This window comes from Streptomyces sp. BE303, assembly GCF_036290945.1.
Lineage (GTDB): Bacteria > Actinomycetota > Actinomycetes > Streptomycetales > Streptomycetaceae > Kitasatospora.
Genome location: NZ_JAQYWZ010000801.1, coordinates 15,696 through 29,746, shown reverse-complemented (window position 1 = coordinate 29,746; position 14,051 = coordinate 15,696). Strand labels below are relative to the sequence as shown.

Sequence of the window (14,051 nt, the reverse complement as noted above, 5' to 3'; positions counted from 1 at the left end):
CGTCAGTGCGCCAAAGACGAGTGCTATTAACGCCAACTTCCCCGTTGCTTGCCTCATCTGATGCACGCTAGAAGTGCGCTCCGGCACCGTCGACGGTCCGGACCGGGGCCACCGGCCTGCCCACCGCTAGGCTGACCGGCACCGTTCGAACGGGGAGGTGATGGGCGGATGACCGACAGTCTGCTCAACGTGCTGCTGGGGCTGGTCGCCAGCGCGCTCAGCGCCACGATCGGGTGGCTCGGCCAGAGCCTGCGCCGAAGACGGCGGCTGGAACGGACCAGGGCCTTCCTCGGCCTGCCGGCCGGCGGCGAGTGCCTGATCGTGGTCAACCGCAGCATCGGCACCGGCGCACACCCCCGCACCGTCACCCGACGCGACGCCTACGCGCTGATGGAGCTGGCCGCCCTGGTGAAGGAGTGCGGCTCGCAGGCCGACCTGGTCGCGCACGACGCCGCGCCGCGCAGCCTCGGCGCCAAGACCGAGCTCTGCTTCGGCGGCCCCGTCTCCAACGACCGGATGGCCGCCCACCTCGCCTGGGGCCTGCCCGGGGTGACGATATCCAGCGGCCCCGAAGCGGCCGACAACGTGATCACCGTCGGCGGCCGCTCCTACACCGCCGACTGGGAAGCCGGGGTCCACGTCCTGCTGGCCCGGCTGGCCACTCCCGGGGGTGGCCGCCCGGTCTTCCTGATCTCCGGCCAGACCGGGGTCGCCAACCAGGCCGGAGTCCGCCACCTCGTGGCGCACCACCGCCGGCTGGCCCGCCGCCACGGCGCGGACGGCACGTTCGCCCTCCTCCTGCGGGTGGTCAACCCCCAGGCGTACGGACCGGACGTGGTCGAGCAGGTCGCCGACGTGACCGCCCAGGCCCTGGAGCGCGCGCCCACTCCGGCCGCGCCCGCCCCGGCCGCCGGCGCCCCCGCTTCCGCCGCCCCCGCTTCCACCGCCCCGGCCGCCGGTGCCCCCGCCTCCACCGCCCCCGCCCCGGCGCCGACTCCCTGAGGAACGCCCGGGCGCGGCTCGCGAACCGCCGGAGTGTGGCCAAGCCCACCGCCCCGCCACGGCCCCGCCGGGACACTGCGTCACCGTCCGCAAGCACCGGACGCCCTCCGACCCACCTGCCGTCACCTGCAGAGACTTCCGCCGGGCCGCCCACCACCCGTCCGGACGCATCACCCTCCGTGTGGGATAGTTCACAACCTGGGGCTACTCGCCGGTACTGCCCAGGAATCCATAAACTCAACGAGGTTCAAGAAGGGAGCCACAGTGCGCAAGGTGCTCATCGCCAACCGCGGGGAAATCGCCGTCCGCGTCGCCCGTGCCTGCTCGGACGCCGGTATCGCCAGCGTCGCCGTCTACGCCGAGCCGGACCGGGATGCGCTGCACGTCCGCGCGGCCGACGAGGCTTACGCGCTGGGCGGCGACACCCCCGGCACCAGCTACCTGGACATCGCGAAGGTCCTCCAGGCCGCCGCCGACTCGGGTGCGGACGCCGTCCACCCCGGCTACGGCTTCCTGTCGGAGAACGCCGACTTCGCCCAGGCCGTCCTCGACGCGGGCCTCACCTGGATCGGCCCGCCGCCGCAGGCCATCCGCGATCTCGGGGACAAGGTCACCGCCCGGCACGTGGCGCAGCGCGCCGGTGCCCCGCTGGTGGCCGGCACGCCCGACCCGGTCGCGGGTGCGGACGAGGTCGTCGAGTTCGCCCGGGAACACGGCCTGCCGGTCGCCATCAAGGCGGCCTTCGGCGGCGGCGGCCGCGGCCTCAAGGTCGCCCGCACCCTGGAGGAGATCCCGGAGCTGTTCGAGTCCGCGGTCCGCGAGGCGGTCGCCGCCTTCGGGCGCGGCGAGTGCTTCGTCGAGCGCTACCTGGACAACCCCCGGCACGTCGAGACCCAGTGCCTGGCGGACAAGCACGGCAACGTCGTGGTCGTCTCCACCCGTGACTGCTCGCTGCAGCGCCGGCACCAGAAGCTCGTCGAGGAGGCGCCCGCGCCGTTCCTGACCCCCGAGCAGAACGCCGAGCTGTACCGGTCCTCGAAGGCCATCCTCAAGGAGGCCGGCTACCAGGGCGCCGGCACCTGCGAGTTCCTGGTCGCGCTGGACGGCACGATCTCCTTCCTGGAGGTCAACACCCGTCTGCAGGTCGAGCACCCGGTGACCGAGGAGGTCACCGGCATCGACCTGGTCCGGGAGATGTTCCGGATCGCCGACGGCGAGGAGCTCGGCTACGACGACCCGGAGGTCCGCGGTCACTCCTTCGAGTTCCGGATCAACGGCGAGGACCCGGGCCGCAACTTCCTCCCGGCGCCGGGCACCGTGACGCTGTTCGCCCCGCCGTCCGGCCCGGGCGTCCGGCTGGACTCGGGTGTCGAGACCGGTTCGGTCATCGGCCCGGCCTGGGACTCCCTGCTGGCCAAGCTGGTCGTCTCCGGCCGCGACCGCAAGCAGGCGCTGGAGCGGGCGCGGCGCGCGCTGGCGGAGTTCAAGGTCGAGGGCATGGCCACCGCCATCCCGTTCCACCAGGCTGTGGTCACCGACCCCGCGTTCGCCCCCGAGGTGCACGGCGGCGAGGGCCCGTTCCAGGTCTTCACCCGGTGGATCGAGACCGAGTTCGACAACACCATCCCCGCGTTCGCCGGTGCCGCCGGTGACGGCGAGGAGGCCGAGGGCCGGGAGACCGTGGTCGTCGAGGTCGGCGGCAAGCGGATCGAGGTCTCGCTGCCGTCCTCGCTGGGCGTCTCCACCGCCCCGGCGGCCGGTGCGGGGGCCGCGAAGGCCAAGCGCCGGGTGGGTGCCAAGAAGGCCGGCTCGGCCGTCAGCGGTGACACGCTGGCCTCTCCGATGCAGGGCACCATCGTCAAGGTCGCCGTCGAGGAGGGCCAGGTCGTCGCGGAGGGCGAGCTGATCGTCGTCCTGGAGGCGATGAAGATGGAGCAGCCGCTGAACGCCCACAAGGCGGGCACCGTCGTCGGCCTCAAGGCCGAGGTGGGTGCCAGCGTCTCCAGCGGCGCCGCGCTCTGCGAGATCAAGGACTGACGTCCACCCGTTGCGTCACCGGTCCGTACGCCCCCCAGGGTGTGCGGACCGGTGCCGTTTCCGGCGGCGGGTCACCGCCCGCGCGGCAGGCCCAGCTCGGCGAGTCTGGCCGGCAGCGGGCCGCCCGGACCGCCCGGTCCCCCGGGGCCGTGGGTGCCCGGGCGGCGCTGGCCGGGCAGCGGGGCGCCGCCCGGGGGCGGGGCCGCCCGGCGGGCCATCGGGCCCGGCTGGGTCTGGTGGACGGGACCGCTGCCGGTGCCGTGCACCGGGGCGTCACCGGTCGGCGGGGTGCCGAGCGGCGCGAGGTCGATCTGCACCCCGCAGTCGGCCAGCGCGTCCAGCTCCCGCGCGGTGGCGTCGTCGGCGGTCGCCTGCTCGTCGGTGACCAGCCGGGTGATGGTCTCGGTCGGGACGGTCTGGAACATGGTGTCCGCGCCGAGCTTGGTGTGGTCGGCGAGGACGATCACCTCGGCGGCCGACTGCACCAACGCCCGGTCCACGCTCGCGGAGAGCATGTTCGTGGTCGAAAGGCCTCGCTCGGCGGTCAGCCCGCTGCCCGAGATGAACGCCTTGGACACCCGCAACCCGTGCAGCGACTGTTCGGCGCCGCTGCCGACCAGGGCGTAGTTGGAGCCGCGCAGCGTACCGCCGGTCATCACCACCTCCACCCGGTTGGCGTGCGCCAGCGCCTGGGCGACCAGCAGCGAGTTGGTGACCACCGTCAGCCCGGGCACCCGGGCCAGCCGGCGGGCCAGCTCCTGGGTGGTGGTACCGGCGCCGACGACAACGGCGTCACCTTCCTCCACCAGGCCCGCTGCGAGATCGGCGATGGCGCTCTTCTCTGCGGCGGAGAGGTGGGTCTTCTGCGGGTAACCGGGTTCGCGGCTGAAGCCGCCGGGGAGCACCGCGCCGCCGTGCCGGCGGTCGAGGAGCCCTTCTGCCTCCAGTGCCCGTACGTCGCGGCGCACGGTCACTTCGGAGGTCTGGACGACGCGGGCCAGTTCCCGGAGCGAGACCGCTCCGTTGGCGCGCACCATTTCGAGGATCAACTGGCGACGTTCTGCTGCAAACACAGAACCGACGGTAACGTGCGTGACCGTCTGCTTTCAGGCGTTTGCTGCTAGTAGCGGGAATTGCTCACGCAAGAGCGGCGCGTGACCGTACAATACGCGCCGTCAGCAACCCGGAACTGCGCCCGCCGTCCGGGTGACGCCCCGGCCTGCGCGAAGGGCGGCCGCCGAACGGCGACCGCCCTCAACTGGGCCCCGGATGCTCAGGATTCGCCCGCGTCCCGCTTGCGGATGTGGAGCTGGCGGGCGGCCTCGGCGGTGGAGCCGGAGACCGACGGGTAGACGGTGAAGGCGCTGGCCACCTGTTCGACGGTCAGATTGGCGTCCACCGCGAGCGAGATCGGGTGGATCAGCTCGCTCGCCCGCGGGGCGACGACCACACCGCCGACCACGATCCCGGTGCCCGGGCGGCAGAACAGCTTCACGAAGCCGTCCCGGATGCCCTGCATCTTGGCCCGCGGGTTGCCGCGCAGCGGCAGCTTGACCTCGACCGCGTCCATCTTGCCGCACTCCACGTCGGCGGCGGTGTAGCCGACGGTGGCGATCTCCGGGTCGGTGAAGACGTTGGAGGCCACGGTCTTCAGGTTGAGCGGCTGCACCGCGTCGCCGAGCGCGTGGTACATCGCGATCCGGCCCTGCATGGCCGCCACCGAGGCGAGCATGAAGACGCCGGTGCAGTCCCCGGCCGCGTACACGCCCGGGGCGGAGGTGCGGGACACCCGGTCGACCTGGATCTGGCCCCAGTCGTTGAGCTTGACCCCGGCCTCCTCCAGGCCCATCTCCGCCGTGTTGGGGATCGAGCCGACGGCCATCAGGCAGTGCGTGCCCTCGATCACCGTGCCGTCGGAGAGGGTCACCTCCACCTTGTCGCCGATCCGCTTGGCGCTCTCGGCCCGCGAGCGGCTCATCACGTTCATGCCGCGACGGCGGAAGACCTCCTCCAGCACCTCGGCGGCGTCCGGGTCCTCGCCCGGCAGCACCCGGTCGCGCGAGGAGACCAGGGTGACGTTGGAACCGATCGCCTGGTACGCACCGGCGAACTCGGCGCCGGTGACGCCGGAACCGACCACGATCAGCTCGCGCGGCAGCTCCTCCAGGTCGTACACCTGGGTCCAGGTCAGGATCCGCTCGCCGTCCGGCTGGGCGTCCGGCAGCTCGCGCGGGTGCGCGCCGGTGGCGATCAGCACCGCGTCGGCGCGCAGCGACTGGACGCTGCCGTCGGGCGCGTCCACCAGCACCTCGCGGGAGCCGTCCACGGCCTGGCCCCCGGTACCGAGCCGGCCGCGGCCGCGCAGCACGGAGACGCCGGCCCGCGTGACGGACTGGGTGATGTCGTGGGACTGCGCGATCGCCAGGCGTTTCACCCGGCGGTTGACCTTGCCCAGGTCCACGCCGACCACCCGGGCCGGGCTGTCGATGTGCGGAGTGTCGTCCGCGACGATGATGCCGAGTTCCTCGTACGAGCTGTCGAAGGTGGTCATCACCTCCGCGGTCGCGATCAACGTCTTCGACGGCACGCAGTCCGTGAGCACCGCCGATCCGCCCAGGCCGTCGCGGTCGACGACGGTCACCTCCGCGCCGAGCTGGGCCGCCACCAGGGCCGCCTCGTATCCGCCGGGTCCGCCACCGATGATCACGATCCGAGTCACGTCCACCATTGTCCCGCACGCCGGGAGCGCTGCCACGCCGGGGTCGGGGCTTCTGCCCGATCGCCCGAGGAACGTAGTCTTCCCCCCATGCCCCTTTACGCCGCGTATGCCACCAACCTCGATGCCCGGCAGATGACCCGCCGCGCCCCGCACTCACCGCTGCGCACCACGGGGTGGCTGTCCGGCTGGCGGCTCACCTTCGGCGGCGAGCAGCTCGGCTGGGAAGGTTCGCTGGCCACGGTGGTGGAGGACGAGAAGGACCAGGTCTTCGTCTCGCTCTACGACGTCGCGCCGATGGACGAGGAGGGGCTCGACCGCTGGGAGGGCGTCCAGCTCGGCATCTACCGCAAGATCAAGCTGCGCGCGCAGACCCTGGACGGCGACGTGCCGGTCTGGACGTACGTGCTCAACGACTACGAGGGCGGCCTGCCCGCCGCCCGGTACCTGGGGCTGATCGCGGACGCGGCGGAGAGCGCCGGCGCCCCCGACGACTACGTCCTGGACCTGCGCCGCCGCCCCTGCTGACCGCTTCCGGGGGCGCGGCCCGGGCACCCGCCCGCCGGCCGCCTCCCCCCGCCCCCCCGGGGTGGCGGTCCCCCGCCGCCCGCACTACTCCTCCGGACCGCCCCCCGACCCCTTCGCGGGGCCCGCCCCACCGGCCCGCCGATCGGGCCCGCGGCCCGCTCCGCCCCGCGGCCCGCCCGCCCGTGACGCCCGCCGGGCCCGCGGCTCGCCACCGGGTTTGTGCCTTGCTCCGGGTCGCACCCCCCGCCAGGCGTCCCGGAGCTGTACGTTCACGCCATCCGGGTAACGATCCGGCACGTCGTACCAGGATTTTCTACGCGCGTAGCCGTTTCCCGTCTATCCTCGGTCGTGTGAACGCATCTCCTCAGTCGGTCGTCTCCGCCGACCCCTACGCCGCCGCTCAGGCCGCCGCCGAGCGCCTCCGCGAGCTGACCGGTGCCGAGCGCCACGACGTCGCCCTGGTGATGGGCTCCGGCTGGGTGCCGGCCGCCGAAGCCCTCGGCGAGACGGTCGCGGAGTTCCCGGTCACCGACCTGCCGGGCTTCCCCGCCCCCGCCGTGGCCGGCCACGCCGGCACGATCCGTTCGGTGAAGATCGGCGAGAAGCGCGCGCTGATCTTCCTCGGCCGCAACCACTACTACGAGGGCCACGGCGTCGCGACCGTCGTCCACGGCGTGCGCACCGCCGCCGCGGCCGGCTGCGGGATCATCGTGCTGACCAACGGCTGCGGCGGCCTGCGGCACGGCTGGGTCCCCGGCCAGCCGGTCCTGATCAGCGACCACATCAACCTGACCGCGGACTCCCCGATCGTCGGCGCCAACTTCGTCGACCTCACCGACCTCTACGCCAAGCGGCTGCGCGACCTGTGCCGCGAGGTCGACCCGACGCTCGACGAGGCCGTCTACGTCCAGTTCCGCGGCCCGCACTACGAGACCCCGGCCGAGGTGAACATGGCCCGGGTGATCGGCGGCGAGCTGGTCGGCATGTCGACCACCCTGGAGGCCATCGCCGCCCGCGAGGCCGGCGCCGAGGTGCTCGGCATCTCCCTGGTCACCAACCTGGCGGCCGGCATGACCGGCGAGCCGCTCAACCACGCCGAGGTGCTGGAGGCCGGCAAGGCCTCCGCCGAGCGGATGGGCGCGCTGCTGGCGAAGGTCCTCGACCGGATCTGAGCCGCTCCGGCCCGTACCGGACGCCCGCCCCACACCGGGCGTCCGGCGTACGCCGCCCGGGCGACGGGGTCCGCGAGCGACCGTGATCCGTTGATCGACCGATCCGCTGATCACGTCCGCCCGCGGGCCCCGTCCGCATGCGCCCCTCCCCCCGCACGTCCGGCAGAACCCCAGGCACGTCACGCGGAGCCCTCCGGCCACCCGGCCTCGCTCGCCCCTCCGGCCGTACCACCGACGCACTTCCCGATGGAGCTGCAGCCATGACGCAGGCAACCACCACCGACCTCCTCGCCCGGGCCCGGACCTGGCTGGCCGAGGACCCGGACCCGCAGACCCGCGAGGAGCTGTCCGCGCTGCTCGCCGACGCCGAGGACCCGGAGGCCGAGTCCCGGGCGAAGCTCGCCTGGTCCGATCTCGCCGACCGCTTCGCCGGCCGCCTCCAGTTCGGCACCGCCGGGCTGCGCGGCGAACTCGGCGCCGGCCCGATGCGGATGAACCGCGCCGTGGTCATCCGGGCCGCCGCCGGCCTGGTCGCCTACGTCAAGCAGCAGGGCCTCGGCGACCTCGTCGTCATCGGCTACGACGCCCGTCACAAGTCGTACGACTTCGCCCGCGACACCGCCGCCGTGGTGGTCGGAGCCGGCCTTCGCGCCGCGCTCTTCCCGCGCCCGCTGCCCACCCCGGTGCTCGCCTACGCCGTCCGCCACCTCGGCGCCGCCGCCGGCGTGACCGTCACCGCCAGCCACAACCCGCCGCAGGACAACGGCTACAAGGTCTACCTCGGCGACGGCTCGCAGATCGTCCCGCCCGCCGACGCCGGCATCGCCGCCGAGATCGACGCCATCGGCTCGCTCACCGACGTCCCGCTCGCCGGGAGCGGCTGGGAGACCGTCGACGAGTCCGTCGTCGAGGCCTACCTCGACCGGGCCGCCTCCATCGTCGACCCGCACGGCGCGCGGGACCTCGACGTCGTCTACACCCCGATGCACGGTGTCGGCCGCGACACCTTCGTCGCCGCCCTGCGCCGGGCCGGCTTCCCCGCGCCCACCGTGGTCGCCGAGCAGGCCGAGCCCGACCCCGACTTCCCGACCGTCGCGTTCCCCAACCCGGAGGAGCCGGGGGCGATGGACCTCGCCTTCCGCACCGCCTCCTCGGTCGGCCCCGACCTCGTCATCGCCAACGACCCGGACGCCGACCGCTGCGCGGTGGCCGTCCCGGCCAACGGCGGCGCCGGCAGCGGCACCAACGGCTGGCGGATGCTCCGCGGCGACGAGGTCGGCGCGCTGCTCGGTGCCGCACTGGTCGCCAAGCAGGCCGCCGGCACCTTCGCCACCACCATCGTCTCCTCCTCGCTGCTCGGCCGGATCGCCGAGGCCGCCGGGCTCGGTTACGCCGAGACCCTCACCGGCTTCAAGTGGATCTCCCGTGCCGAGGGCCTGCGCTACGGCTACGAGGAGGCGCTCGGCTACTGCGTCGACCCCGAGGGCGTCCGCGACAAGGACGGCATCACCGCCGCCCTGCTGGTCGCCGAACTGGCCGCCACCCTCAAGCGGTCCGGCCGCACCCTCACCGACCTGCTGGACGACCTGGCGCTGGAGCACGGCCTGCACGCCACCGACCAGCTCTCCGTCCGGGTCCAGGACCTCGCGCTGATCGCCGACGCCATGCGCCGCCTGCGCGAGCAGCCGCCCGCCGAGCTGGCCGGGCTGACCGTCACCCGCGCCGACGACCTCACCGAGGGCTCCGCCGACCTGCCGGCCACCGACGGCCTGCGCTACTACCTGGCCGGGGACGCCGTCCGCTCCGCCCGCATCGTGGTCCGGCCCTCCGGCACCGAACCCAAGCTCAAGTGCTACCTGGAGGTCGTCCTCCCGGTCGCCACCGCCGCGGACCTCGCCCCAGCCCGGGAGCGGGCCGCCGCCCTCCTCGCCGCCGTCAAGCGCGACCTGGCCGCCGCCGCCGGCATCGACGCCTGACCGACCGCACGCACGACCGAGCGCCTCCCGGCCCGTGCCGGGAGGCGATCGTCGTCCACACGCCGCGCCGGGCCGGGACGGCGCCGTCCCGGCGGTACGACGAAGGGCCCGCCGGATCGGCGGGCCCTCTCGGTCGGGGGGCGCGGTCAGACCGCGATGATGGTGATCAGGGCCACCAGCCCGGCCAGGGTCGGGGCGATGATCCACCAGCACCAGCGGACCTGCACCGGGCCGGCCGCGTCCGGACGGGAGGCGTTGCGCTCGGCCGTCTCCTGGAGGACGCCGACCACCTGGTCGGACCAGGCCCGGTTCGGGTCCGTCGAGCCCTGCACCGCCGCCCCGGACGACGCCTGGCCGAAGACCATCCCGAGCCGGGACGCGTGCTGCCGCCCGCCGTGCTCGCGCGCCCGGGCGGCCCGCTTGCGCTGCCGCAGCGACACCGGCACCGCCCACACCTGGAACTTCCGGCCGTCGGCGAGCAGCTCCACCGAGTACCCGGCCCGCAGCGCGTCCACGGCGGCCCACGGCGCGATGATCGTGCGCAGCGGGTTGCGCACCACCAGCCGCCGCTCGTTGGCCAGCACCGCCGGCCGCAGGGTGTACGCGATCACCGGGAGCACGAACACCGGCACGGCGGCCAGGGACACCCACGGCGTCTTGCCGCTCCCGTTGATCGCCGCGTCCCCGATGAGCCACGCCGCCACGGCCAACAACAGCACCCCGGAGATCACGCCGGGAACGGAGCGGTACACGCGGTCGGCGTACACGGGCTCCCCATCGGAGCCGGCCGAGCCCTGGTGGGGCTTGCCGTCGGATTCGGTCATGCCGACGATTCTGCCCCATGCCCCCCGCCGCCCACAGGGTCCGCGATCACGGTTCGGCCCCGGTCACTCCTCCCGGCGTCGGGTGGCCCCGCCGCAATCCGCCCCCGCGTCGGGCCGGGTGGGCGGTCAGATCTCGGTCCGGCATCGATAGGTCTCCGGTCTAGCGGTTGGCTACGCGCGTAGATATGCTGGTGTGGTGACTATGTCCACTCTTGCAGCCAATGCCCCCGGCGTTGCGGGCAGCGGTCTCCAGGACGTCGCGACGTCCGAGGCCTCGCTCCGTCGCTTCCTGCACGGCCTGCCCGGTGTCGACCAGGTCGGCCTGGAGGCGCGTGCCGCCACTCTCGGTACCCGCTCGATCAAGACCACGGCGAAGGCGTACGCCATCGACCTGGCCATGTCGATGATCGACCTGACCACGCTGGAGGGCGCGGACACGGTCGGCAAGGTGCGCGCGCTGTGCACCAAGGGCAGGAACCCCGACCCCACCGACCCGACCGCTCCCCGTGTCGCCGCCATCTGTGTCTATCCGGACATGGTCGCCACCGCGAAGGCCGCGCTGCAGGGCACCGACATCCAGGTCGCCTCCGTCGCGACCGCCTTCCCCGCCGGACGCGCCGCGCTCCCGGTCAAGCTCGCCGACACCGCCGACGCGGTGGCGGCCGGCGCCGACGAGATCGACATGGTGATCGACCGGGGCGCCTTCCTCTCCGGCCGGTACCTGGACGTCTTCAACGAGATCGTCGCCGTCAAGCAGGCGTGCGGGCGCGCCGACGGCAGCTCCGCCCACCTCAAGGTCATCTTCGAGACCGGCGAGCTGCAGACGTACGACAACGTGCGCCGCGTCTCGTGGCTGGCGATGCTGGCCGGTGCCGACTTCATCAAGACTTCGACCGGCAAGGTCGCCGTCAACGCGACCCCGCCGGTCACCCTGCTGATGCTGGAGGCGGTCCGCGACTTCCGCGCGCAGACCGGCGTCCAGGTCGGCGTGAAGCCCGCCGGCGGGATCAAGACCACCAAGGACGCGATGAAGTACCTGGTGATGGTCAACGAGACCCTCGGCGACGACTGGCTGACCCCGCACTGGTTCCGCTTCGGCGCCTCCAGCCTGCTCAACGACCTGCTGATGCAGCGGCAGAAGCTGACCACCGGACGGTACTCCGGTCCCGACTACGTGACGGTGGACTGAGAATCATGGCCAAGAACACCAAGAAGACCGCGGGGCCCGCGACCGGGCAGGCCGGACAGGCGGCGCAGGCCGCACCGGCCGGACAGGCGGCGCAGGCCGTCAAGCCGGCCGGCCTGTTCGGCTACGCCCCCGCCCCCGAGTCGCCCGCCGCGGCCGGCGACATCGCCACCTCGTACGGCCACTTCATCGGCGGCGAGTTCGTCGACTCCTCCGGCAGCGAGGCCCTGAAGACGGTCAACCCGGCCACCGAGCAGGTGCTCGCCGAGTTCGCGCGGGGCACCGCGGAGGACGTGGACCGCGCGGTCGCCGCCGCCCGCAGGGCCTTCACCGACTGGTCGGCGCTGCCGGGCAGCGAGCGCGCGAAGTACCTGTTCCGGATCGCCCGGATCATCCAGGAGCGCGGCCGCGAGCTGGCGGTGCTGGAGTCGATCGACAACGGCAAGCCGATCCGCGAGACCCGCGACTTCGACATCCCGACCGTCGCCGCCTGGTTCTTCTACTACGCGGGCTGGGCGGACAAGCTGGACTACGCCGGTTACGGCGCGAACCCGAAGCCGCTGGGCGTGGCCGGCCAGGTCATCCCGTGGAACTTCCCGCTGATGATGCTGGCGTGGAAGATCGCCCCGGCGCTGGCCACCGGCAACACGGTCGTCCTCAAGCCGGCCGAGACCACCCCGCTGACCGCGCTGCGCTTCGCCGAGATCTGCCGCCAGGCCGGTCTGCCGAAGGGCGTCGTCAACATCGTCACGGGTGACGGCACCACCGGCGCCGCGCTCACCGCGCACCCGGACGTCAACAAGGTCGCCTTCACCGGCTCCACCCCGGTCGGCCGGGCGATCGCCAAGCAGCTGGCCGGCAGCCGCAAGAAGCTGTCGCTGGAGCTGGGCGGCAAGGCCGCCAACATCGTCTTCGACGACGCGCCGATCGACCAGGCGGTCGAGGGCATCGTCAACGGCATCTTCTTCAACCAGGGGCACGTCTGCTGCGCGGGCTCGCGCCTGCTGGTCCAGGAGTCGATCCAGGACGAGCTGCTGGACGCGCTGAAGCGCCGGATGTCCACCCTGCGGGTCGGCGACCCGCTGGACAAGAACACCGACATCGGTGCCATCAACTCGGCCGCCCAGCTGGCGCGGATCACCGAGCTGACGGACGCCGGCGAGGCCGAGGGCGCGGACCGCTGGTCGCCGGAGTGCGAGCTGCCGGGCACCGGCTTCTGGTTCAAGCCGACCATCTTCACCGGCGTCAGCCAGGCCCACCGGATCGCCCAGGAGGAGATCTTCGGCCCGGTGCTGTCCGTGCTGACCTTCCGCACCCCCGCCGAGGCGGTCGAGAAGGCCAACAACACGCCGTTCGGCCTCTCCGCCGGCATCTGGACGGAGAAGGGCTCGCGGATCCTCTGGACCGCCGACCGGCTGAAGGCCGGCGTGGTCTGGGCCAACACCTTCAACAAGTTCGACCCGACCTCGCCGTTCGGCGGTTACAAGGAGTCGGGCTACGGCCGCGAGGGTGGCCGGCACGGTCTGGAGGCCTACCTCGATGTCTGAGACCACCATCGCGCGTCTTGACGTCCTCAAGACCTACAAGCTGTACGTCGGCGGGAAGTTCCCGCGCTCCGAGAGCGGGCGGGTGTACGAGGTGACCGACTCCAAGGGCGAGTGGCTCGCCAACGCCCCTCTCGGCACCCGCAAGGACGCCCGCGACGCCGTCCTGGCCGCCCGTGCGGCGGTCAAGGGCTGGGCCGGCACCACCGCGTACAACCGCGGCCAGGTGCTCTACCGGGTCGCCGAGATGCTGCAGGGCCGGCGCGAGCAGTTCGCGGCCGAGGTGGCGCTCTCCGAGGGCATCGGCCCGAAGAAGGCCGCCGCCCTGGTGGACGCGGCGATCGACCGGTGGGTCTGGTACGCGGGCTGGACCGACAAGGTCGCCCAGATCGCGGGCAGCGCCAACCCGGTCGCCGGGCCGTACTTCAACCTCTCCACCCCGGAGCCGACCGGCGTGGTCGGGATCGTCGCCCCGCAGGCCGGCTACGGGCACTCGCTGCTCGGCCTGGTCTCGGTGGTCGCCCCCGCCATCGCCACCGGCAACACCGTGGTGGTGGCGGTCGCGGCCGACGCCCCGCTGCCGGCCCTGTCGCTGGGCGAGGTGCTGGCCACCTCGGACGTGCCCGGCGGCGTGGTCAACCTGATCTCCGGCAGGACCTCGGACATCGCCCCGACCCTGGCCTCCCACCAGGACGTCAACGCGGTGGACCTCACCGGCGCGATCGCCGACGACGGTCCCGGCGCGGCGGCCTCGCTGGAGGCACTTGCCGCGGATACCCTGAAGAGGGTGATCCGCCCGGAGCTGGACCCGTTCGCCCAGGACTGGACCAATGCGCCCGGTACGGACCGGCTACTCTCGTTCCTGGAGACCAAGACGGTCTGGCACCCGATGGGGATCTGACCTCCCGGTCGGCCCCACGGTTACGTTGAGTAGCCACGAGTAACAACTCCACAGACTGGCCGTCCCCAGTGCCCTCACCCCCCCAGGGCCCGGACGGTCACAGGACGGACCCGCGCCTCTCCCCCCCTGGCGCGGGTCCGTCGGTTTTCCGGGCCGGGCGCGGCC

The 14,051-nt window shown here is 73.1% G+C and carries 11 protein-coding genes; 8 read left to right on the top strand and 3 right to left on the bottom strand.

The annotated features are described in order from the left end of the window. Positions 1-168 precede the first annotated feature (168 nt). Positions 169-1,002: a hypothetical protein gene (locus tag PUR56_RS26190; RefSeq protein ID WP_329950712.1), complete on the top strand. Its 834-nt coding sequence runs from the start codon at positions 169-171 to the stop codon at positions 1,000-1,002. 264 nt (positions 1,003-1,266) lie between these two features. Then, complete coding sequence (locus PUR56_RS26185) at positions 1,267-3,039, top strand: acetyl/propionyl/methylcrotonyl-CoA carboxylase subunit alpha (RefSeq protein WP_329882714.1); 1,773 nt, start codon at positions 1,267-1,269, stop codon at positions 3,037-3,039. 71 nt (positions 3,040-3,110) lie between these two features. Here PUR56_RS26185 and PUR56_RS26180 read toward each other — a convergent pair whose 3' ends face one another. Together PUR56_RS26180 and PUR56_RS26175 are read right to left on the bottom strand one after the other, a co-directional pair. Continuing rightward, positions 3,111-4,076, bottom strand: a complete 966-nt coding sequence (locus PUR56_RS26180) for a DeoR/GlpR family DNA-binding transcription regulator (protein WP_329882789.1) — start codon at positions 4,074-4,076, stop codon at positions 3,111-3,113. Positions 4,077-4,312: 236 nt separating this feature from the next. Further along, complete coding sequence (locus PUR56_RS26175; protein ID WP_329882713.1) at positions 4,313-5,767, bottom strand: NAD(P)H-quinone dehydrogenase; 1,455 nt, start codon at positions 5,765-5,767, stop codon at positions 4,313-4,315. 78 nt (positions 5,768-5,845) lie between these two features. Between PUR56_RS26175 and PUR56_RS26170 the strand changes: the two genes are divergently transcribed. From PUR56_RS26170 to PUR56_RS26160, 3 genes are all read left to right on the top strand, one after another. Continuing rightward, positions 5,846-6,283 (top strand): gamma-glutamylcyclotransferase, encoded by a 438-nt coding sequence (locus PUR56_RS26170; protein ID WP_329882712.1) that lies wholly within the window; start codon positions 5,846-5,848, stop codon positions 6,281-6,283. A gap of 350 nt (positions 6,284-6,633) precedes the next feature. Beyond that, positions 6,634-7,455: a purine-nucleoside phosphorylase gene (locus PUR56_RS26165; protein WP_329882711.1), complete on the top strand. Its 822-nt coding sequence runs from the start codon at positions 6,634-6,636 to the stop codon at positions 7,453-7,455. Between the two features lie 260 nt (positions 7,456-7,715). After that, entirely contained in the window at positions 7,716-9,431 is a 1,716-nt protein-coding gene (locus PUR56_RS26160) for a phospho-sugar mutase (protein ID WP_329950711.1), read from the top strand. 146 nt (positions 9,432-9,577) lie between these two features. Here PUR56_RS26160 and PUR56_RS26155 read toward each other — a convergent pair whose 3' ends face one another. After that, a complete protein-coding gene (locus PUR56_RS26155; RefSeq protein ID WP_329882709.1) occupies positions 9,578-10,255 on the bottom strand; it encodes a PH domain-containing protein in 678 nt (225 codons plus the stop codon). Positions 10,256-10,457: 202 nt separating this feature from the next. Between PUR56_RS26155 and deoC the strand changes: the two genes are divergently transcribed. Genes deoC through PUR56_RS26140 form a run of 3 tightly spaced genes read left to right on the top strand, consistent with a single transcriptional unit; the run spans position 10,458 to position 13,886 of the window. Next, positions 10,458-11,444, top strand: a complete 987-nt coding sequence (gene deoC, locus PUR56_RS26150; RefSeq protein WP_329950710.1) for a deoxyribose-phosphate aldolase — start codon at positions 10,458-10,460, stop codon at positions 11,442-11,444. A gap of 5 nt (positions 11,445-11,449) precedes the next feature. Continuing rightward, positions 11,450-12,988, top strand: a complete 1,539-nt coding sequence (locus tag PUR56_RS26145; RefSeq protein ID WP_329882707.1) for an aldehyde dehydrogenase family protein — start codon at positions 11,450-11,452, stop codon at positions 12,986-12,988. Further along, entirely contained in the window at positions 12,981-13,886 is a 906-nt protein-coding gene (locus PUR56_RS26140; RefSeq protein ID WP_329882706.1) for an aldehyde dehydrogenase family protein, read from the top strand. The genes PUR56_RS26145 and PUR56_RS26140 overlap by 8 nt, the downstream gene beginning before the upstream one ends. The last annotated feature ends 165 nt before the right edge of the window (positions 13,887-14,051 follow it).